The 20227-nt window shown below is 69.9% G+C and carries 19 protein-coding genes, 1 tRNA gene, 1 pseudogene and 1 riboswitch; of the genes and pseudogenes, 4 read left to right on the top strand and 17 right to left on the bottom strand.

What is annotated here, in order from left to right; translation table 11 throughout:
* Positions 1-253 precede the first annotated feature (253 nt).
* Positions 254-327 (bottom strand) — tRNA-Pro (locus F3T56_RS05725).
* Between the two features lie 219 nt (positions 328-546).
* On the opposite strand from F3T56_RS05725, the pseudogene F3T56_RS47440 reads away from it, so the two are divergent.
* Both F3T56_RS47440 and F3T56_RS05730 read left to right on the top strand, forming a co-directional pair.
* Positions 547-759: pseudogene (locus tag F3T56_RS47440) on the top strand (transketolase); the annotation flags it as partial.
* Entirely contained in the window at positions 745-1662 is a 918-nt protein-coding gene (locus F3T56_RS05730; protein WP_246203449.1) for a transketolase family protein, read from the top strand. The pseudogene F3T56_RS47440 and the gene F3T56_RS05730, both read left to right, overlap by 15 nt.
* A gap of 32 nt (positions 1663-1694) precedes the next feature.
* Here the strand turns inward: F3T56_RS05730 and F3T56_RS05735 are convergent, their stop codons facing one another.
* The 12 genes from F3T56_RS05735 to F3T56_RS05790 all read right to left on the bottom strand — a co-directional run bounded on the left by F3T56_RS05735 (position 1695) and on the right by F3T56_RS05790 (position 12611).
* Positions 1695-2054, bottom strand: coding sequence for an MmcQ/YjbR family DNA-binding protein (locus tag F3T56_RS05735; protein ID WP_172638817.1), 360 nt, complete (start codon positions 2052-2054; stop codon positions 1695-1697).
* Between the two features lie 30 nt (positions 2055-2084).
* On the bottom strand, positions 2085-2618 hold the full coding sequence (locus F3T56_RS05740) for a GNAT family N-acetyltransferase (RefSeq protein ID WP_149823749.1): 534 nt from the start codon (positions 2616-2618) through the stop codon (positions 2085-2087).
* A complete protein-coding gene (locus F3T56_RS05745) occupies positions 2618-3214 on the bottom strand; it encodes a helix-turn-helix domain-containing protein (protein ID WP_149823597.1) in 597 nt (198 codons plus the stop codon). The genes F3T56_RS05740 and F3T56_RS05745 overlap by 1 nt, the downstream gene beginning before the upstream one ends.
* Before the next feature lie 71 nt (positions 3215-3285).
* A complete protein-coding gene (locus F3T56_RS05750; RefSeq protein ID WP_149823598.1) occupies positions 3286-4194 on the bottom strand; it encodes a LysR family transcriptional regulator in 909 nt (302 codons plus the stop codon).
* 53 nt (positions 4195-4247) lie between these two features.
* Entirely contained in the window at positions 4248-5447 is a 1200-nt protein-coding gene (locus tag F3T56_RS05755) for a glycine C-acetyltransferase (RefSeq protein ID WP_149823599.1), read from the bottom strand.
* 34 nt (positions 5448-5481) lie between these two features.
* Complete coding sequence (tdh, locus tag F3T56_RS05760) at positions 5482-6510, bottom strand: L-threonine 3-dehydrogenase (RefSeq protein WP_149823600.1); 1029 nt, start codon at positions 6508-6510, stop codon at positions 5482-5484.
* 169 nt (positions 6511-6679) lie between these two features.
* A complete protein-coding gene (locus F3T56_RS05765) occupies positions 6680-7237 on the bottom strand; it encodes a GAF domain-containing protein (RefSeq protein ID WP_149823601.1) in 558 nt (185 codons plus the stop codon).
* A 60-nt stretch (positions 7238-7297) separates the two neighbouring features.
* Positions 7298-7897, bottom strand: a complete 600-nt coding sequence (locus tag F3T56_RS05770; protein ID WP_149823602.1) for a GTP-binding protein — start codon at positions 7895-7897, stop codon at positions 7298-7300.
* The gene (locus tag F3T56_RS05775; RefSeq protein WP_149823750.1) at positions 7875-8246 is read right to left on the bottom strand and encodes a DUF742 domain-containing protein; all 372 of its coding nucleotides are present in this window, start codon (positions 8244-8246) and stop codon (positions 7875-7877) included. The genes F3T56_RS05770 and F3T56_RS05775 overlap by 23 nt, the downstream gene beginning before the upstream one ends.
* A gap of 2 nt (positions 8247-8248) precedes the next feature.
* The gene (locus F3T56_RS05780) at positions 8249-8680 is read right to left on the bottom strand and encodes a roadblock/LC7 domain-containing protein (protein WP_149823603.1); all 432 of its coding nucleotides are present in this window, start codon (positions 8678-8680) and stop codon (positions 8249-8251) included.
* Positions 8681-8760: 80 nt separating this feature from the next.
* Positions 8761-11031 carry a sensor histidine kinase gene (locus tag F3T56_RS05785; RefSeq protein WP_216372926.1) on the bottom strand — a complete coding sequence of 757 codons (2271 nt, stop codon included), beginning with the start codon at positions 11029-11031 and terminating at the stop codon, positions 8761-8763.
* A 407-nt stretch (positions 11032-11438) separates the two neighbouring features.
* Positions 11439-12611 (bottom strand): MBL fold metallo-hydrolase, encoded by a 1173-nt coding sequence (locus tag F3T56_RS05790; protein ID WP_172638818.1) that lies wholly within the window; start codon positions 12609-12611, stop codon positions 11439-11441.
* A gap of 164 nt (positions 12612-12775) precedes the next feature.
* Between F3T56_RS05790 and F3T56_RS05795 the strand changes: the two genes are divergently transcribed.
* Positions 12776-13963, top strand: a complete 1188-nt coding sequence (locus F3T56_RS05795) for a Glu/Leu/Phe/Val dehydrogenase dimerization domain-containing protein (protein ID WP_149823604.1) — start codon at positions 12776-12778, stop codon at positions 13961-13963.
* Between the two features lie 67 nt (positions 13964-14030).
* Positions 14031-14669 (top strand): TetR/AcrR family transcriptional regulator, encoded by a 639-nt coding sequence (locus F3T56_RS47445; protein ID WP_246203434.1) that lies wholly within the window; start codon positions 14031-14033, stop codon positions 14667-14669.
* Here the strand turns inward: F3T56_RS47445 and F3T56_RS05805 are convergent.
* The 4 genes from F3T56_RS05805 to F3T56_RS05820 form a co-directional block, all read right to left on the bottom strand.
* Positions 14641-15426 (bottom strand): SGNH/GDSL hydrolase family protein, encoded by a 786-nt coding sequence (locus F3T56_RS05805; RefSeq protein ID WP_149823753.1) that lies wholly within the window; start codon positions 15424-15426, stop codon positions 14641-14643. The genes F3T56_RS47445 and F3T56_RS05805 overlap by 29 nt on opposite strands.
* 177 nt (positions 15427-15603) lie before the next feature.
* Positions 15604-16326 (bottom strand): DUF6250 domain-containing protein, encoded by a 723-nt coding sequence (locus F3T56_RS05810; RefSeq protein WP_149823605.1) that lies wholly within the window; start codon positions 16324-16326, stop codon positions 15604-15606.
* A gap of 167 nt (positions 16327-16493) precedes the next feature.
* Positions 16494-17492: a peptidoglycan DD-metalloendopeptidase family protein gene (locus F3T56_RS05815; RefSeq protein ID WP_149823606.1), complete on the bottom strand. Its 999-nt coding sequence runs from the start codon at positions 17490-17492 to the stop codon at positions 16494-16496.
* A gap of 4 nt (positions 17493-17496) precedes the next feature.
* A riboswitch (cyclic di-AMP (ydaO/yuaA leader) is annotated at positions 17497-17655 on the bottom strand.
* Between the two features lie 266 nt (positions 17656-17921).
* A complete protein-coding gene (locus F3T56_RS05820; RefSeq protein WP_149823607.1) occupies positions 17922-20030 on the bottom strand; it encodes an alpha-galactosidase in 2109 nt (702 codons plus the stop codon).
* Positions 20031-20227 lie beyond the last annotated feature (197 nt).

Raw genomic sequence — 20227 nt, forward strand, 5'->3', positions numbered from 1 at the left:
ACTACCGAGCCACCCTCGCCGAGGGACTGGCCGCATAGATCGTCTCCACGCTGCGAGGGGATTGACAGGTCTATGTTCACCCCGACCCGCAGAGCCTCAAGGCAGGCTCGCAGAAGCTGAGTGAGCTTCTCGGCTGAGCGTTGATCATCCGCGTTTGTGAGAAATTGCGAGACGAAGCCTCAGAAACGATCAAGGGCCCGTCTCACATGATGTGATCCAAGGCCCTGACCTGCGATGACAGTTCATCCAACTGTCGGGACGACAGGATTTGAACCTGCGACCCCTTGACCCCCAGTCAAGTGCGCTACCAAGCTGCGCCACGTCCCGTTGCCCGTCTGACCTGGGGTTTCCCCTGGCTGAACGCGCACGGAAACAATACCGCACTTGAGCCGGTGGTCGCGCACCCGTTTATCGGGGAGGGGCGCCGCACTCGCGCTTGACCTGAAGTTTGGTTGAGGTTGCACGATCGTCGGTATGACGACGACAGCGGAACGAAGCATGGAACGTACGTACGGCTTCGCGGATCTGCACCGGCTGATGGGACTGATGACGGGCGACGAGAAGCACGGGCCCGCCGCCACCTCCGCCCTGGACGTGCTGTGGGTGCTCTACGACCGAGTGCTGCGGGTGGGGCCGGGGCGGATGGAGGACCCGACGCGTGATCGGTTCCAGTTGTCCAAGGGGCACGGGCCGATGGCGTACTATGCGGTGCTCGCGGCCAAGGGATTCGTGCCGGTCGACTGGCTGCCGGGATTCGGCTCGTACGACTCTCCGCTCGGCCATCACCCGGACCGGGTGCTGGTGCCGGGCGCCGAGATCGGCAGGGACGGCTTCGCGGAAGCGCTGCGCCTGCACCCGGAACGGGTGATCAACGTCGGTATTCGTGAGCAGCTGCTGGTCGGCGCGGGTGCGGGACTCGCGCTGACAGGGATGCGCCCCGTGGTGCACACGTTCGCCAGCTTCCTGGTCGAGCGGCCTTTCGAACAGCTCAAGCTGGATCTCGGGCACCAGGACGTGGGCGCGGTGCTGGTGAGCGCTGCCGCCTCGTTCGACTGGCCCGCGGGCGGCTACACCCACATGGCACCCGGCGACGTGGCCCTGCTCGACACGCTCGACGGCTGGACCGTGCATGTACCGGGTCATCCCGACGAGGCCGAGACCCTGCTCCGGCACGCGGTCGGGGCAGGTGAGGGCAAGGACGACAAGGTGTACGTGCGGCTGTCCGCGCAGTCCAACGAGCGGGCGCTCGCGGTGGACGGGAAGCGGTTCCTCACGGTGCGTGAGGGGCGTCGCGGGGTCGTCGTCGCGGTCGGGCCGATTCTCGACGCCGTCGTCGCGGCCACGGAGGGGCTCGATGTGACCGTGCTGTACGCGACCACCGTCCGCCCCTTCGACACGGCGGCGCTGCACCGGGCGACGGACGGGACGGACGGGACGGGTGCCGACGTCGTGCTCGTCGAGCCGTATCTGGCGGGCACCTCCACGGCTGCCGCGAACGACGCGCTCGTCGACGTACCGCACCGAGTACTGGGGCTCGGGGTCGGCCGTCGGGAGCTACGGCGGTACGGCCAGATCGAGGAACACGTGACCGCACACGGACTGGACGCGGCCTCGCTGCGGGAGCGGATCGGCGGGTTTCTGGGGGCCGAGGTCAGTGTGTGAGGGACCCCCTGGCCGGGCCTCCGGCGGTCATGTCACTCGGCGGCCGGAGGCCCCAACTCCGGGTAGGAGTCCAGGAGTCGGGTCGGGGCCGCCTGACGCCAGGAGTCGGCGAGGATGTCGCGCAGCTCGGGCTCGTCCTCCAGGGCGGACAGCCGCACCCGCACCCAGGCGAAACCCGCCTCGTGGTCGGCGATCCAGAACTTGTCGGGCTCGGCCAGAACCAGTTCGTCCCGCTCCTCCTTGGGACAGCGCACCGCCATGGACGTCTCGTCCTCGGGCAGCGTGGCGAACATCTTCCCCGCGACCCGGAACGTGGGCATGCTCCAGGCAACCTTCTCGGTGGTGTCGGGCAGGGAGAGGGCGACTCGTCGTACGTCTTCGGCATCCGGCATGAGACGCACCGTAGCCGTCGCCACTGACAATCACTCTGCGGGAGCCGCGGCCCCCACCCGCTTGTAGTAGATCGACGTCGGCCGCAGCGCCCCGCCCGGGTTCGCCGCGTAGTCGGGGATGACCCCGGTGCGCGTCCAGCCGGTCTTCCCGTAGAGGTACTCGGCAGAGCTGTCGGTCTCGGTGTCCAGGTGGAGCAGGGTCACGCCCGCCTCGGCGGCCGCCTGCTCGGCGGTCGCGAGGAGGGTGCGGCCGAGGCCCCGCCCCCGGCCCTCGCGATGGACCATCAGCTTGATCAGCTCGGCCCGGTGGCGGCTGTTGGGCTTGTCCGGGAAGGCCAGGCTGACAGTCCCGACCACCCGGCCGCCGTCGTGGGCCACCCACACGGCGAGTTCACCGGCGGCGACCCCGGCCGCGCACTCCCGCCACCAGGCGACGGCGGTCGCACGGTCGAGCGGGGCGAGGAACCCTATGGAGGCCCCGCTGTTCACGGTGTCGACCAGCAGGTCAGCCAACTCCTCAACTTCGGCGAGGACTTGGGAGGCGTCGAGTCTGGCGATCACGATCACGGTTCCACCACCATCAGCGTGTAACGGACGTCGTCGGGGCCCGGGCACCGGAAGCGTGTCGGCCCCCAGACACGCATCCGCAGACAGTCGCCGACGCCCAACTCGTGCTCGACACCCCGGTCCGTCACCTGGAGGGTTCCGGCGAGGATCCAGATGTGCTGTTCGAGACCGGGCACGGACGGCCCGTAGTACGCGATGTCCGCACCGGCCGCGAGCCGCCCCTCGATCACCTCGCCGCGCAGCCCGGTGGCCGGCGGCGACACGGACCGTCGCACGAAGCCGGAGGTCTTGTCCTCCCAGATGGCCTGGTCGGCCGCGCGTACGACGGTGACGGGCTCGGCCTCCACCTCGCTGAGGAGCTGGGACATGGTCCGGCCGTAGACATGGCAGAGGCGGTTCAGGAGCGCTGCCGTGGGGCTGGTCTCCGCGCGTTCGGCCCGGGAGAGAGTCGAGCGGCTCACTCCGCTGCGTTCCGCCAACTCCCCCAGGGACCAGCCCTGTTCGGCCCGCAGCTCCGCCAGGCGGGCGGCCAGGCGGACGTCTACGGGGTCCAGCACTTCCTGGGCGCTTTCCACACCCCCACGGATTCCCATATCCGGGATCCTATCCCAGATATGAAACACAGAGGCACGGAGTGGTCCGTCTCACCCGCCCGCTCCCCGCCTCACCCGGCCGCCTCCCCCGCCTCTCCGAGCGCCTCCAGCACCGGGCGGATCAGCGGGTGCCCCTCCGCGCCACGGCGTACGGCGGCGAAGACACGGCGGGTGGGAGCCACCCCGTCGACGGGGCGTACGACGACTCCCGTCAGGTCCATGCCGCGCAGGGCGGAGCGGGGCACGAGGGCGACACCCGCGTCGGCGGAGGCGAGGGCGACGACCGCGCGGAAGTCGTCCGAGGAGTGTTCGAGGCGGGGCTGGAAACCGGCGTTCTCGCAGGCCAGGACCACCACGTCATGGCAGGGGTTGCCTGGATACGGGCCGATCCACGGGTCCTTGGCCAGTTCGGCGAGCGGGATCTCGTCGGCGTCGGCCAGCCGGTGAGTGACGGGGACGACGGCGTCGAAGGGCTCGGCGTACAGCGGAACGTGGGTCAGGCGCGGATCGTCGGCGGCGGGTGCGCCTCGGTACTCGACGGCGACGGCGATGTCGACCTGCCGGTCCAGCACCATCGGGAGGCTGGCGTCGCCCTCGGCGTCCTGGACGCGGAGGCGGATGCCGGGCGCCGAAGCGGCGAGGCGGGCCAGGGCGGGCGCGACGACCAGGGCGATGCCGGTCGCGAAGGAGGCGACGGTGACCGTGCCGGCGGCGCCCGAGCTGTACGCTGCCAACTCGGCCTCCGCCCGCTCCAGTTGGGCGAGGACCGCGTTGGTGTGGGAGAGCAGGATCTCGCCGGCCGGGGTCAGCCGTACGCCCTTCGCGCCGCGCTCGACCAGACGGTGGCCCGTCTCCTGTTCCAGGGCGGTCAGCTGCTGGGAGACGGCGGACGGGGTGAGGTACAGCGCGGCGGCAGCCGCCGTCACGGTGCGGTGGTCGGCCACCGCACGGAGGATGTGGAGCCGCCGCGCTTCGATCATGGGATTGATTCTCTCAAATGCCGCTTTCCGCCAGATCGGGTCCCGATCGGGCCTCAGGCCTCCAGCTCGTCCCGCGCTGCCACGAACGCGTCCACCGCCCGGTTGACGTCCGCCGTCGAGTGCGCCGCGGACAGCTGGACGCGGATACGAGCCTGCCCCTGCGGGACCACCGGGTAGGAGAAGCCGATCACGTACACCCCCCGCTCCAGCAGCAGCTCGGCCAGGCGGCCCGCCTTCGCCGCGTCACCGATCATCACCGGCGCGATGGGATGGTCGCCGGGGAGGATGTCGAAGCCCTCCTCCGTCATCCGGCGGCGGAAGAGCGCGGTGTTCTCCGCGAGCCGGACCCGCAGGTCGTCGGCCGATTCAAGGAGGTCGAGGACCTTGAGCGAGGCGGCGGCGATCACGGGGGCGAGCGTGTTCGAGAAGAGGTACGGGCGGGAGCGCTGGCGCAGCAGGGCGACGATCTCGGCGCGGGCCGCGACGTAACCGCCGGAGGCGCCGCCGAGCGCCTTGCCGAGGGTACCGGTGATGATGTCGACGCGGTCCATGACGCCGTGCAGTTCGGGGGTGCCACGGCCGCCGGGGCCGGTGAAGCCGACGGCGTGCGAGTCGTCGACCATGACCATGGCGTCGTACCGGTCGGCGAGATCGCAGATGTCGCCCAAGGGCGCCACATAGCCGTCCATGGAGAAGACACCGTCCGTGACGATCAGCTTCCGGCGCGCGCCACCCTCGACCGCCTCCTTCAACTGCCGTTCCAAGTCGGCCAGATCACGGTTGGCGTACCGGAAGCGGCGGGCCTTCGACAGGCGGATGCCGTCGATGATCGAGGCGTGGTTGAGGGCGTCGGAGATCACCGCGTCCTCGGGGCCGAGGAGGGTCTCGAAGACTCCGCCGTTGGCGTCGAAGCAGGAGGAGTACAGGATCGTGTCCTCCTGCCCAAGGAACGCCGACAGCCGGGCCTCCAGTTCCTTGTGCACCTCCTGCGTACCGCAGATGAAGCGGACCGAGGCCATGCCGTAGCCCCAGCGGTCGAGCGCCTCGTGGGCGGCGGCGATCACCTCGGGGTGGTCGGCGAGGCCGAGGTAGTTGTTCGCGCAGAAGTTGAGGACCTCGCCGGGACAGCCGCCCGCGGTGACGTTCACCGCCCTGGACTGCGGGGTGCCGATGACCCGCTCGGGCTTGTGCAGACCGGCGGCGCGGATCTCGTCGAGGGTGGCGCGCAGGTCGTCGCGCACGGAATCGAACATGGGAAGCTCCTGAAGTGCTTGCTCCGTAAGGGGGTTACGCGGTCCAGTCGAGGATGACCTTGCCGCCACGGCCACTTGCCGCGTCCGCGAACGCCGCCTCGAAGTCGCGGTAGCCGTAGCGGCCAGTGATCACGGGAGCGAGGTCGAGGCCGCCCTCCAGGAGCACCGACATCGCGTACCAGGTCTCGAACATCTCGCGGCCGTAAATGCCCTTGATGGTGATCATGGAGGTGACGATCCGGGCCCAGTCGACCGGGAACTCCTGGGACGGCAGGCCGAGCATGGCGATACGCCCGCCATGGGTCATGTTGGCGATCATGTCGCGCAGCGCCTCGGGTCGGCCGGACATCTCCAGGCCGATGTCGAAGCCCTCGCGCAGGCCCAACTGCCGCTGCCCGTCGGCGATTCGAGTGTCCGAGACGTTCAGCGCGAGGCTCACGCCGACCTTGCGGGCCAGCTCCAGCCGCTCCTCGCTGACATCCGTGATCACGACGCTCCGCGCACCCGCGTGCCGGGCGACGGCGGCGGCCATCAGGCCGATCGGGCCGGCACCGGTGATCAGGACGTCCTCGCCGACGAGCGGAAAGGACAGCGCGGTGTGCACGGCGTTGCCGAACGGGTCGAAGATCGCGGCGATGTCGAGGTCGACCGGAACGCGGTGCACCCAGACATTGGCGGCGGGCAATGCCACGTACTCCGCGAAGGCGCCGTCGCGCCCGACCCCGAGGCCGACGGTGGCGCGGCACAGATGGCGCCGCCCGGCAAGGCAGTTGCGGCACTTGCCGCACACCAGATGGCCCTCACCGCTGACCCGGTCGCCGACCTGGATGTCGGCGACGTCACGGCCGGTCCCGACGACCTCGCCCACGAACTCGTGGCCGACCACCAGCGGCGTACGGATGGCCTGTCGGGCCCAGCCGTCCCAGGACCGGATGTGCAGGTCGGTGCCGCAGATACCGGTCCGCAGGACCTTGATCAGTACGTCGCCGGGGCCGATCTCCGGCTCCGGGACGTCCACGAGCCACAGCCCGGGCTCCGCCTTCTCCTTGACCAGCGCCTTCAACGCTACGGCTCCTGTGGGTGAGGTCCCGGAGCAGGCATGACGAACGGGCCCGTACCGGGGAGAGGGGTGGGAACGCAGAGAAATCTGCCGTACACCGCTACCCCGGGTCCATCGAGGTTTTCTTAACCTCAGCCGCAGCTTTCCTTCACACCCTCCGGACGCACCCCGGCTACGGGAACGCCTCCCGCCCCTCGATCCGCCGGGCCAGCTCCGCCGCCATCGCCTTGATGGTCTCCAGGCCCGCCCTGCCCCAGGGCCTGGGCTGTACGTCGATGACGCAGACCGTGCCGAGGGCGATGCCCGTGCGGTCGATCAGCGGGGCGCCCAGATAGGAGCGGACGCCGTGGTCGTCGACGACGGGATTCCCGGCGAACTTCGGGTACTCGCGCACGTCGTCGAGGACGAGTGCCTTGCGGCGGACCACGACATAGGGGCAGAAGCCGTGGTCACGGGCCAGGCGGCGATCCGCCCCGAGCACGGCGTCCGTGTCCCCCGTCGCGTCCCGGGGCGCGTGCAGGCCCGCGAAGAACTGCCGGTGCCCATCGATGAAGTTGACCATCGCGTACGGCACGGAGGCAACCTCGGCGAGCCGGTCCGCGAACGCGTCGAGGGCCGGTTCGGCGTACTCCCCGAGCCCGAGCAGCCGCAGCCGCCGTACGCGCTCGGGGGCGTCGCGGTCCTCCGGGGTCAGCAGCAGGCGGCCGACCGGGCGCGGCTCGTAACTCATTGCCGGGCTCCGCGGATCGGGTCAGGGGTCATCGATGGGCTCCGCGGCTCGTGTCGTGCGTCATGTGTGGGCCCCGTGGCTGGGCAGCTGCGCGGGAGTGTGGGCGAGGAGGTGGCGTACGAGGGTGAGCAGGGTCTGTACGCCCGAGCTGGAGATTCGGGCGTCGCAGCAGACGACGGGGATCTCCGGGTCGAGGTCGAGCGCCGCACGCACCTCGTCGGCGTCGTAGCGGAAGGAGCCGTCGAACTCGTTGACGGCGACGATGAAGCCGAGGCCGCGCTGCTCGAAGAAGTCGACGGCGGCGAAACAGTCCTCCAGACGGCGGGTGTCGGCGAGGATGACCGCGCCGAGGGCGCCTTCGGAGAGCTCGTCCCACATGAACCAGAAACGCTGCTGCCCGGGCGTGCCGAACAGATAGAGCACATGGTGCGGGTCGAGGGTGATGCGGCCGAAGTCCATGGCCACGGTCGTCTCGACCTTGTTCTCGACTCCGTCGAGGCTGTCCGTCGCGACGCTCACGGTGGTGAGCAGTTCCTCCGTGCTCAGCGGCGCGATCTCGCTCACCGCGCCGACGAAGGTCGTCTTGCCTACCCCGAACCCTCCCGCCACCAAGATCTTCAGTGCGGTGGGAAAGGGGTCAGAGCTGTCGTCGTAGTCCATCGAGCACTGCCTCCAGAAGAGACCGGTCTGTCGGGTTGTGGTGGAAAACCGGGGGCTTGGTGGTGAGGGCTCCGCAGTCGACCAGGTCGGACAGCAGCACCTTGGTGACCGCCGCCGGCAGCTTGAGGTGGGCGGCGACCTCGGCGACCGAGATGGGTGCCCGGCACAGGTCGAGTGCGGTTGCGTGCTCGGGGCCGAGATAGCCGAGGGGGGTCGCCCCGGTGGCCATCACCTGGGAGAGGAGATCGAGCGCGGTGGTCGGCCGGGTCCGGCCGTTGATGACGGTGTACGGGCGCACCAGCCGACCGGCGGCGTCGTCGTACAGGGGCCCGTCGCCGGACACGGCCACGCTCAAGGCCTCATCGCCGAGGGTTCGACGGCCTGGCGGGGCTGGGTGACCAGATACGGGCGGACGCTCTTGACCAGCATCGCCATCTCGTAGCCGAGGACCGCGGCGTCGGCCTCGCGGCCGGCGAGCACGGCGAGGCACGTTCCGGAGCCCGCGGTGGAGACGAACAGCAGGTTCGCGTCGAGTTCGACGACGACCTGGCGTACGTCACCGCCGTCGCCGAAGCGGACACCCGCGCTGCGGCCGAGGGAGTACAGGCCGGATGCCAACGCCGCCATGTGGTCGGCGCTGTCCGGGTCAAGGCCGTGGACCGACTTCACGAGCCCGTCGCTGGACAGCAGCACCGCGCTCGTCGTGTGCGGTACGCGCTGCACTAGACCGCTCATCAGCCAGTCGAGATCGGATACATGGCCGGTCGGCGCGTCGCTCGCCATGGTGGATCGACTCCTTGGGGTACGAAGGTCGGTGGGAGCGGAGGAGGTGGGGACGGCGGTGGGGGTGGAGAAGGGGCTGATCATCCGGCGGGTGTGCTCCCGTCTTGCCGGGGTGGCGTGAGGTCAGGTGCGGCGTCGAGGGTCGACGGCGGTACGGCGATGGGGGCGGCGCCCCTGGTGGGTCCGCCCAGGGGCTGTGCCGCGTCCTTGTGCGGGGCGTCCATGTGGGCCAGCTCCATGTGGAGGGCGTCCATGCGACCCGTGTTGATGTGCGACGTCGGGTCCGTGTGGCCTGTGCCGGTGCGGGACATCGGGTCCAAGTAGCCCATGCCGGTGCCGGACGTCGTGTTCAAGTTGCCCAAGTCGATGCGGGACTGCGGGTCCAGGTGGCCCGGGTCTGTCCGTGACGGCGGGTCCAGGTGTCCCGGGTCGATGCGGGACGAGGCGTCCGGTGGTGCCAGGTCGACGGGGGTCGTGTCGAGCGTGGCGGTGTCCCAGTCGGAGGTCTCCGTCTGGCGGGCCTCGGCGAGTCCGATGCCGCGCTGGAACGCCGCCATGAGTCCGGGGTCGTGGCCGACGTAGTGGTCGGGGTCCTGGCGGGGCGTGGGCGGGGGGCCGCCGCGGAGCTGGGGCACGATGTGCTGCTGGGCGCGGCGGCGAGGCAGCTGCGGCTTGCCCATCGTGCCGCGTATGGTGCCGCCGGCGCGCGGGGTCGGGGGCGTCGCGGTATTGTCCGCGACGGTTCGCCGCTCGTCGGGGCGGATGCCGGGCCGGGCCTCGGCCGGGTTGGGCCGCTCCTCACGGGCGCCACGCACGGGCAGCGGGTCGAGGCCGCTGTTGCCCCGGCCCTGACCGTGCTGACGGTTTCCTCTGTCGGGGCCCTGCTGCCGGGGCACGGAGGGACGGATCGGGCCCGCGGCGGACGGGCCGGGGCCCGGCCGCTCCGGGCGCGCGGACTGTGCCGAGGTCGGCCGGAACGGCTGCGCGGACGCCGGTCGCGCCGCGGGCTCAGGGGCCGATGTCCGCTGGGCGGTGGGGGGTTGCGCGTGGCGGGGGCGGGCGGACGGGTGCCGGGCGCCGGTGTTCTGCTGGGTCTGGGCCTGGGGCTGGGTCTGCGTCAGGTCGCCGAGGGTGACGCCCTGGTCGTCGCTGCCCAGCAGCCCCTGCGGGAGGACGAAGGCGGCCTGGACGCCGCCGTAGATGTTGGTCTGGAGGCGGACCTGGATGCCGTGGCGGCGGGCGAGCTGCGAGACCACGAAGAGGCCGATGCGGCCGTCCTGGAGCAGGCTGGCGACGTTGACCTGGTCGGGGTCGGCGAGCAGGGCGTTCATCTTGTTCTGCTCGGTGACCGGCATGCCGAGGCCGCGGTCCTCGACCTCGACGGCGAGGCCGGAGGTGACGATGTTGGCGCGGAGCAGCACTTGGGTGTGCGGGGCGGAGAACACCGTGGCGTTCTCGACGAGTTCGGCGAGCAGGTGGATGACGTCGGCGACGGCGTGCCCGCGCAGGGTGCCGTCGACCGGTGGCACCAGCTTGACCCGGGAGTACTGCTCGACCTCGGCGATCGCGGAGCGCAGCACCTCCGTCATGGAGACGGGGTTGCTCCACTGACGGCGGGAGACGGCGCCGCCGAGGACGGCGAGGTTCTCGGCGTGGCGGCGGATGCGGGTGGCGAGGTGGTCGACGTGGAAGAGGCCCTTGAGGAGATCCGGGTCCTCGATCTCGTTCTCCAGGTCGTCCAGGATGGAGATCTCGCGCTGCACCAGGGACTGGAGCCGCCGCGCCAGGTTCACGAAGACTTCGAGCTTCTGTTCGCTGCCCACGTGGCTGGAGAGCTGCGAGGCCTGGACGACGGCGGTGACGGCGCTGTCGTGGGCGCGCGCCAGGTCGGCGGTGAGCTGCTCGAAGTCGTCGGCGTCGGCGGCGGTCTTGGTGCGTGGGCCGCGCGCGGGCGGCTGTTCGCCGCGCCGGAGCGCGTCGACGAGGGCGCGCAGGTCGTCCTCGCCCTTGGTGCTGATCTGGCACAGGGCGCCCAGGCGTTCGCGTACGGACTTGGCGGTGCGGCCAGCCGCGACGGCGGCGATCGCGATGCCGGCGAGGGCCACCGCGGCGGCTCCGGCGAGCACCGCCCACACAGTGAGACTCGGGCGGGCTCCGCCGGCGCGGACGGTGAAGAGCACGGCGGCGCAGGCGCTGAGGGCCACGGCGGTGGGGGGCAGGACCGCCAGACGCAGCAGCTGTGGCCGTATGTGGATCTCGGGCAGCGAGGGGACGGCGCGGGTGGCCGATCGCCCGTGCCGCCCGCCCTCACGGCGGTCTGCGCGTGCGGCCGGTGCGCGAAGGTGAGACATCAGCGTCCTCGAACTGGTCCGTCTGGGGCGTGGGGGTGCCGCGTCTGGGCGACTTGGGCATGCGCCATCGCATGCCGATCGGGAGAGCCGAAGAATTCAGCCCTGCGTCGTCCGACGGAAACTCACAGTAGTCACCAACGGGCCATGTGCGGTGCGCAGTTGACAAAGGCCTCCGCAAAGCGTCTCGCTCTGGTATGAGGCCCGCATGAAAGACCGGCAATTATTCGGACGCGCGTTCTTGTCGCATTCTCTTTGCGACCGGATTGCGACCGGATTCCGATCAGAGCCGATCGGAGTGGGTCGATGACAGGTCGACAACAGACGGCGAGGGCCGGAGAGCAATTTGCCCTCCGGCCCTCGCCGTCAATCCAAAAATCACCCCATCGGGAGAATTCTCAACGCGGGTGTCAGCTCTCCGCCACCAGATCCAACCGCTCCCCCACCGGCGGCCACGCGGCCCAGCCACCGACCGGCTGCTGCGCCACCGCCCGCCACCACGGATTCACCGGCGGCGTGTTCTTCGGCTCGAACGGCTCCCCCGGCCGCGGCGAGGCCAGCGTCACCCCCGCCCCGTGCGTGGCCCACATCGTGCGCTCCCCCGGCTCCGCCCAGGCGTGCGGCGCCAGATTGAACGTCGCCCAGTGGATCGGCAGCAGCACACCGCTCGACTGCCCGCCCTGCAGATCGAGATGGGTCTGCAGCCCCTCCTCGGGCGTCATGTGGATGTCAGGCCAGAACTCGCTATAAGCACCGATCTGGATCATGGTGATGTCGAACGGCCCGTGCTCCGCGCCGATGTCCTTGAAGCCCTTGAAGTACCCGGTGTCCCCGCTGTGATAGATCCGGTGCTCGTCACCGGCGACGGCCCAGGAAGCCCACAGCGTGTGCTGGGTGTTGCGCAGTCCCCGGCCGCAGAAGTGGCGGGCAGGGGTGGCGGTCAGGGTGAGACCGCCGATCTTCGTCGTCTCCTGCCAGTCCAGCTCGCGGATGCGCCCCTCGGACACACCCCAGTGCTCCAGATGGGCGCCGACGCCGAGCGGCACCGCGAAGACCGTGTCCGTGCCGGCCAGCTCCTTGATCGTGGGCATGTCCAGGTGGTCGTAGTGGTCGTGCGAGATGACGACGACATCGACCGGCCCGAGCGCGGCCAGCGGCAGGGGCACGGGGTGCAGCCGCTTGGGCCCGGCGAAGGCGAACGGGGAACAGCGCTCGCCCCAGACGGGGTCGAACAGCACCCGATGCCCGTCGATCTCCGCGAGCACACTCGAGTGACCCATCCATGTGATCCGCAAGCCACTCACAGGCGGCTTGGCAAGGTCGGCGAGGGTCGTGGAGTGCACAGGGATCAGACCGACCGGGGCGCGCTGAAGGCGCTCCTCCTTGCGGAACTGTCTCTTCGCCATCTCCAGCGCGACACCGCCGGAGGGACGAACCCGGGCGCCCTCGGGATTCACGAAGGCACCACCCGCGAAATGCGGGGATCTGCGGATCCGCTCCAGCCGGGCACCACTCGGATCCGCGCCGAAGGCGGCTGGCTGCACGGCACGCAGCCCCGAGCTCAGGGAACGGGAACCGGACACGGCACCTCCTGGTGAATTCGCTGAGGCATTCCATTATGGTCCGCCCCTCCGACAGCGCCGGGTCCAGCCCGTCACTCCTCACTGCCATACTGATCAACGGTTCAGTAGCCCCCTCTGTTCCCACCGGCCCGCCGCTTCCCCCGGCCACGCCCGAGGAGCCCTCGATGTCCTCCCCGACCGCCCCCTTCCTGTCGCTCACCTGGACCGACCACGTCACAGGACAGCGGGGCTTCCTCGTCGTGGACCGACTCGTACGCGGCGTCTCCAGCGGCGGCCTCCGGATGCGCCCGGGCTGCACCCTCGACGAGGTCACCGGCCTGGCCCGCGGCATGACCATGAAGGAGGCGCTCCACTACAACGCCGACAACCGCTACGTCCCCCTCGGCGGCGCCAAGGGCGGCATCGACTACGACCCCCGGGCCCCGGAGGCGTACGGAGTCCTCGTCCGCTATCTGCGCGCGATGCGCCCGTACATCGAGACCTTCTGGACGACCGGGGAGGACCTGGGCCTCACCCAGGACCTGGTGGACCGAGCGGCCACCGAGGCCGGCCTCGTCTCGACGATCCAAGCCGTCTACCCCCTCCTCGACGACGAGACGACGGCGCGCCGACGCCTGACGGACGCCTTCGCGGTCGAGGTCGACGGCATGGGCCTCGACGAGTTGGTCGGAGGCTGCGGCGTAGCCGAATCCGTACTCACCACCCTGGACCGAGCCGGGATGCCCCACACCGGAACCCGCGTCGCCGTACAGGGCCTCGGAACCATGGGCGGAGCCACCGCCCGCTTCCTGTCCCGAGCGGGCCTCACGATCGTCGCCGTCGCCGACATCAAGGGCACCATCACCAACCCCGACGGCCTGGACGTCGAGACCCTGCTGGCCGCCCGCGACCCCTACGGCACAGTGGACCGCGCCGCACTGCGCCCGGACGACCACGAAAGCGCGGGGGACGCCTGGCTCGCCACCGACGCCGACGTACTGGTACCCGCGGCCGTGTCGTACGCGATCACCCCGGACAACCAGCTCCGGATCACCGCCCGTCTGATCGCCGAGGCGGCCAACATGCCCGTCCTCCCGGAGGCGGAGAACCTGCTCGCCGCCCGCGGGGTGACGATCCTGCCGGACGTCGTGGTCAACTCCGCCACGAACGCCTGGTGGTGGTGGACCCTCTTCGGCGACATCGCCCCCACCGCGGACGAGGCCTTCACCCACACCCGCCACGCCATGCGCACCCTCGTCGACCAGATCCTCTCCCGCGCCGAGACCGACACCACGACCCCTCGCGCAGCCGCCCACGCCGTCGTCGCCGACCGATTGCCGGTGATCGCGGCACGGTTCGACTGGCACCGGTGAACCTGCCGGCCCGCCACACACCCTCAGCTCCCCGGCGTTCACATACCGACGCAATTAGGGTTACCGCGTGACCAGGGTGCGGTTGAGCGTGGCCGAGCGGCGTGAAGAGCTGGTCCGGGCCGCCATGGAACAGATCGAGGCGCGCGGCGTCGCGGTGGTACGCATCGCCGACGTGGCCACCGCACTCGGGGTGAGCAACGCCCTGGTGCTCTACCACTTCGCCACCAAGGAAAAGCTGGTGGCCGAGGCATTCCGCTACGCGACCGAGGACGACCTGGCCCACCTGCGCGAACTACTGAGCCGCCGCACGACCGCCCTCCGCCGCCTCCGCGCAGCCATCCGCTGGTACGCCCCGACCGGCCAGGCCAAGGGCTGGCGCCTCTGTCCCACACCCACGCCCAGGACTGGACCGACGAGGCCCTGGCCTGCGAACTGGGCCTGCCCCGCGAAACCTGACAGCCACAACTCGCTGAGCAGGGGCCGCCACCACAACGGAGGGCCGGCCGCGCAACAACGGACGGGGGCCGTGCCGGTGCGTCACGCCCGTCGCGTAGAGCGGCCCAGAGAACCTCAGCCCATCAAACCCCGAGCAGTGGGGCACCAAGCGACGGGCGGACACACCGGCATGACCCCGACCCCCAACGCACCCCACGCGCCCCGGCCCAACCGCCGGAGGTTCAGGCCACCGACCCGATCCGCATCTTGATGTCGTCCGGCGACAGATGCCCCTTCGCCGACACATGGTCCCCGGAGGACTCCCCCCGCAGCCGCCGCCCGATCCACGGCACCAAATAGTCCCGCGCCCACTGGATGTTGTCGCGACGCACCTCGAAAGTCCCCCGCGGCGGCAGCGGAGGCCACGGCTGCTCAGGATCGGCCGGCACCTCGACCCCCAGCACCTGCCCGGCCCGCAGCGCGACCCGCGTATGCCCCTCGGGCGAGAGATGCAACCGGTCGTCGTCCCAGGCCCGCCGATCCTGCACCGTCTTGAGGGACCACAGGTCCAGCACAGGGCAGCCGTACCGGTCCGCAATGGCCCGCACATGCCCGTTGTACGTAGCGATCTTGCCCCGCAGATGCCTCAGCACAGGCACATCACGCGTATCGAACCCGGTGGTCACCATCACGGTGCCGATCGCCGAAGTGAGCGTGGCAATCGCCCGCTCGAACCGCTCGGCGACCTCGTCGGGATCGGTGCCGGGCCGGATGATGTCGTTGCCGCCCGCGCAGAAGGAGATCAGATCGGGCGCGAGCTCCAGGGCCCGCGGCACCTGGTCCTCCACGATCTGATCGAGAAGCTTCCCTCGCACGGCGAGGTTGGTGTAGTCGAAGTCGCCCTCGGGCACCCGGTCCGCGAGAAGTACCGCGAACCGATCGGCCCAACCGACGAACGCCCCGTCGGGCCCGGGATCGCCGACGCCCTCGGTGAAGCTGTCCCCCACCGCAACGTACGACCCGATCACGTCTCTGCTGTCATTCTTCGAATCGTCTGCCACGTCGGCCCATGATTCACCTTCCGATGTGACCTACGCGACCGTAATAAAGGGTTGACGGCCGGTGAGATAGACCACGCGTCAAGTATCGGTCAACCCGGAATAGACGCAGGTCATCAGCCTCACCCCAAACGCCCGCCACCAGCCTCACCCCAAGATCCGCCACACCCGAAACCCCTCGATCCGAAAGTGACTCCACACGGTCCGAAAGCCGAAGTGCCCACCGGTGTACGGCTCGGGGTCCACGTAGTCGAAGACAAGCCGCCCGTTGTTCCACCACCGCACGACGGCCCCGTCGGAGACGATCCGGACACGATGCGGCTCATTCGCGACGAGCAACGGCTCGGTGTAGTCGAGAAGAAGCGGCCGCACCCCCGCCTCGCCGACGTAACGCCGCAGCCGCGTCGTCGTGTTGTAGTTGGCCCCGTAACCGGAGTAGTACGTCTTGAGGTAGTCGTACTCCGGCAGCGCACCCCCACGCGGCGTGGCGAACAAGTCGTCGGGCGAACGCACATCGACGGCGTTCCAGAAGTTATTGAGATCCGAAACCCGGTCGTTGGCGCCTCCCGCGGCGACCGGCGTGGCCGTGTACTCGATGACGTACGGCCCCTCCAACTTCCGCCGGAACCAGACCGTAGCGCCGCTGGGCACATCGATCTCCAGCACACCACCCCCAGCGGTGACCGTCCCCCCGTCCTGCGACTCGGTGACCCACTGCCCGAGCCCATGCCGAAAGTCGTCCGCCGCGATCAGCCGCCCCCGCCGCCGGCCCGGCCCCGCCCCCTCACCTGTATGCGCGGTAGCCGTAGGCGTGGCCGCCGCAAGTGCGGCGCCGACAGCGAGGGCCCCGAAGGCTCTGCGGCTGGTCATGAATCTCCTTCTGTACGGGCATGGTGGCGAGTCAACAGAAAGCGCTTGCACGACAGTTGGGAGCAACTCTGCCCCACACCCACCCAGACCGCAACGCACCCCGAACACGGCCAAAGGCCGGACCCCCAGGAAGAGGGTCCGGCCATCAGCCACGCAGATCCGGCACGTCAGATGCTGACGCCCTTCTGCCGCAGATAAGCCAGCGGATCGATGTCCGACCCGTAGTTCGGGGTCGTACGGATCTCGAAGTGCAGGTGCGGCCCGGTGACGTTGCCGGTCGCCCCGGAGAGGCCGATCTGCTGCCCGCCGCTCACGGACTGCCCCGCGGAAACGGAGATGGAGGACAGGTGGGCGTACTGCGCGTAGTACCCGTCGGCGAGCTTGATGACGACCTGGTTGCCGTACGCACCGCCCCAGCCGGCCGAGACGACGGTGCCCGCGCCCACGGCCTTGAGGCTCGTGCCGGTCGGCGCCGCGAAGTCGACACCGGTGTGGTAACCGCTGGACCACATGCTGCCCGCGGTCTTGTACGCGGTGCCGACCGAGGAGCCCAGGATGGGCAGGCTGAACCCGGAGCCGCTGGTTTCGGCGGCCTGGCTGGTCGACGTGGTGGAGGTCGACTCCTTGGTCTCCTGCGTCGAGGACTGGGAGGTCTTGGACGACTGGGAGGACTCGGAGGACTTCGAGGACTCCGGCGACGGGGCCTTCGTCGACGACGGGGACGTGTCGCTCGACGCGGCCGCACCACCGATCGTGAGCTTGAGCCCCGGGTGGATGAGCGACGGGTCGGAGCCGATCGCGGACCGGTTGTCGGCGTAGAGCTGCTTCCAGCCCCCGTCGACATCCTGCTCCTCCGCGATCTTCGCGAGGTAGTCGCCGACCTTCACCGAGTAGGTCGTGGTCGCCGCCTTCTTGGTGGCGGCGGTCTTCTCCGCCTGCGCGGCCTTCTCGGCCTGCTCAAGCCTCGCGCCCTGCTCCACGACCGCCCTTTCGGCGACCGAGGCCTTCTCCGGAACGCCGGAAACGGCGGCCGTCGGGGTCGCGGCATGGGCGCCGGCGGCCCCTATCAACGGCAGCGCGAGCGCCGCGCCACCGGTTCCGGCGGCGGCGATCGAGCGGGTGAAGCGCTGGGATTTCGGGCGGCGGTGCTTACCCTTCGCGGGCATGGCGGATTCCTCTCCGGCGCCTGCGAGGTGAGCTGTCGGGTGCGGGCTGGAGATGCCCGGCCGTGCTTGCGCACGGCTTTACCCCTAGCCGTTCCGGAGACCGGAACAGGCGGTACTACCTGTGGGTCCCCCGCTCCTGCCGTGGATCGGGTCGGTACGCGGCTCCGGTCGGCGGCAGGATTGGGCGTCCGTCCGGATTGAGGCTGAACGTAAGCGACTTGTGCCCACAGAGACAACCATTGGGTTTCCCTGTGCGTCTTTCTAGATGATCCTTGCACCAATTCGCGATTACGCTCCGTAAATGAGCGGCCTTTAACCCATTCCAACCGCCCTGGAAACAGGCGCAAATTACGTGAACATGACGGCAACAGTCCGTCACGAATATGACGCTGCTCACGCACCTACGGCCCAGTAGACTTTATTCCAGGGCTAGTTGGAATTACTGCTGTATTTCGGACAGTTCACCCAAGTGCGACGCAGCCGGATAACTGCCGCATCAAAGTCACCACGCAGCCCTGTCCGCAACCCGTGATGCAACAGCACCGCACCTCGATGCACTTCGCCCGTTTCGCGGCACTCGTACGTTTCCTCCGGGTCCAAGCCGCGCAACCGGACCGGCGCGAGCGGTTCACCGTAGTGCTGGGCCTGGAGCCAGGCGAGGACGACGACCTCGTCACCGTGGACGTACTGCACGGCACTGAGCCCACCCGCCGGCGCACGCAGCCGGTAGAGGTCACCGCGCTGCACGACCGGCCGGATCTCCTTGTACAGCTCCACCCAGCGCCGAGCCTCGTCCAACTCATCCTCGCTCCACTCCGCGAGGTCGCCACCGACGCCGAGCACGCCCGCCATGGCGCTGACGAAGCGGAACCGCAGCGAGCTGACCCGTCCGTTGAGCTGGCTGTTCGGGCTGTCGGTGACCCAGGCGGCCATGGCCCGGGCCGGATGGATCTGGCTGAACCCGTGCTGGATGGCGAGCCGGTCGAGCGGGTCGGTGTTGTCGGAGGTCCACACCTGGTCCGTCCGCGCCATCACCCCGAGGTCGATCCGGCCACCGCCACCGGAGCACGACTCGAACGCGACGCCCGGATGCGCGGCCCGCAGCCGGTCCAGCAGGGCGTAGAAGGCGTGGACGTGCTCGACCCAGAGCTTCTGCGGGTACGGCTCCCCGGGCCAGCCGGCGTCCGTGAAACAGCGGTTGAAGTCCCATTTGACGTAGTCGATGGACGCACTGGAAAGGAGGCCGTTCAACTGCTCCCAGAGGTACTCCTGGACGTCCTCGCGAGCGAGGTTGAGAACGAGCTGATTGCGCAGTTCCGTCCGCTTTCGTCCCGGTTGGAACTGCACCCAGTCGGGATGAGCCCGGTACAGATCGCTGTCCGGGTTGATCATCTCGGGCTCCACCCAGATGCCGAACTGCATGCCGAGGGCGTGCACATAGTCGGCGAGCGGCTTCAACCCCTTCGGGAAGCGGTCGGGGTTGGGGGTCCAGTCGCCGAGCCCGGCCCGGTCGCTGGTCCGCGTCCCGAACCAGCCGTCGTCGACCACGAACAACTCGACCCCGATGGCCGCCGCCCGCCGCGCGAGCACCCCCTGCTGCTCCTCCGAGATGTCGAACTCGGTGGCCTCCCAGGAGTTGAAGAGCACCGGCCGGTCCTGGTCCGCGTCCGGGATGACGTACGCCCTCTGGTAGGCGTGCCAGGCGCGGCTCGCCCCGCCGAAGCCGCCGTCGCTCCACAGCCCCGGGAAGAGGGGCGTCGTGAAGGTCTCACCGCTCTCCAGCCGCAGCAGGCCCGACTCGTCGTACCCGGCGCCGCCGGTGATCTGCACGCGCGCGTCGGGGAGTTGGGCCACGGCGATCCGCCAGGTGCCCGACCAGCCGAGGGCGCAGCCGTAGACCTCGCCGCGCTCCTCGGTCGCGTCGGTGTCGAGGGCGACCCAGGGCAGATGCTGATGCCCGGTGTGCCCGCGCCGGCTGCCGATGACCTTCTCCCCGTAGGTGAGGTCCCCGCGCACCAGCCGTGACTCGGCCGCCCACCGCCCGTGCAGCTGGGAGAGCCGCCAGCTCTCCTCGCGCAGCGGCAGTGTCCAGGTCGCCGAGTCGGCCCGCAGCAGCTCCACCACCGGACCTTCGTTGGCAAGGGTCACCCAGCGCTCGATCACGTCGTCGCGCATCCGGTAGTGCAGTGTGATCCCGAGACCGTCGTCGGTGAACCGCAGCCGCAGCTCGTCACCCGCGGCCTCGTATGTCTGGAAGGCCCACTCGGTGCCGCGCCGCTCCTCCGTGCGCACGGACAGCGCGGGCCGTACGAAACGGGGGCCGCCCTCGACGGGGTACTCCTCGTGCCCGTCGACCGGGGCCTCGAACGGCCAGTACGGCAGCTGCTGCCGGGCGGCCAGTTCCTCGGCGTCGGCGAGGGCGATCCGTGGGCCCCAGTGCAGGTGCAGCAACTCGTCGGCCTCGGTGAGCCGCAGGGCATAGCTGCTCCTCGGCCCCGTGAGAAGCCAGGTCCGGCCGTCTGCGCCGATTTCCAACATCAAGACCCCACAGATTCGAACAGGTGCGATCGGGCGGCAACATCATCTCAGGCCCCGGCCGTCGGCCGGCGCCGCCTGTGGACAACCGTCGACGGGCGTGCCGCGGCGCCTGTGGACAACTCATTGCCGTACCCAGCCGTGTCGTATCGTCGAGTGCGCGCCTCGATGCCGAGGGCGTGCCCGTCGACGAGCGGCGC

The sequence above is a fragment of the Streptomyces tailanensis genome (assembly GCF_008386495.1).
Taxonomy (GTDB): Bacteria; Actinomycetota; Actinomycetes; order Streptomycetales; family Streptomycetaceae; genus Streptomyces; species Streptomyces tailanensis.

Bases quoted from the DNA above. Each gene is read 5' to 3' on its own strand.
- F3T56_RS05735 (WP_172638817.1), bottom strand. From the start codon at position 2,054: ATGCCGGATGCCGAAGACGTACGACGAGTCGCCCTCTCCCTGCCCGAC.
- F3T56_RS05745 (WP_149823597.1), bottom strand. From the start codon at position 3,214: ATGGGAATCCGTGGGGGTGTGGAAAGCGCCCAGGAAGTGCTGGACCCC.
- F3T56_RS05750 (WP_149823598.1), bottom strand. From the start codon at position 4,194: ATGATCGAAGCGCGGCGGCTCCACATCCTCCGTGCGGTGGCCGACCAC.
- F3T56_RS05755 (WP_149823599.1), bottom strand. From the start codon at position 5,447: ATGTTCGATTCCGTGCGCGACGACCTGCGCGCCACCCTCGACGAGATC.
- F3T56_RS05765 (WP_149823601.1), bottom strand. From the start codon at position 7,237: ATGAGTTACGAGCCGCGCCCGGTCGGCCGCCTGCTGCTGACCCCGGAG.
- F3T56_RS05770 (WP_149823602.1), bottom strand. From the start codon at position 7,897: ATGGACTACGACGACAGCTCTGACCCCTTTCCCACCGCACTGAAGATC.
- F3T56_RS05780 (WP_149823603.1), bottom strand. From the start codon at position 8,680: ATGGCGAGCGACGCGCCGACCGGCCATGTATCCGATCTCGACTGGCTG.
- F3T56_RS05785 (WP_216372926.1), bottom strand. From the start codon at position 11,031: ATGTCTCACCTTCGCGCACCGGCCGCACGCGCAGACCGCCGTGAGGGC.
- F3T56_RS05795 (WP_149823604.1), top strand. From the start codon at position 12,776: ATGTCCTCCCCGACCGCCCCCTTCCTGTCGCTCACCTGGACCGACCAC.
- F3T56_RS05810 (WP_149823605.1), bottom strand. From the start codon at position 16,326: ATGACCAGCCGCAGAGCCTTCGGGGCCCTCGCTGTCGGCGCCGCACTT.
- F3T56_RS05815 (WP_149823606.1), bottom strand. From the start codon at position 17,492: ATGCCCGCGAAGGGTAAGCACCGCCGCCCGAAATCCCAGCGCTTCACC.
- F3T56_RS05820 (WP_149823607.1), bottom strand. From the start codon at position 20,030: ATGTTGGAAATCGGCGCAGACGGCCGGACCTGGCTTCTCACGGGGCCG.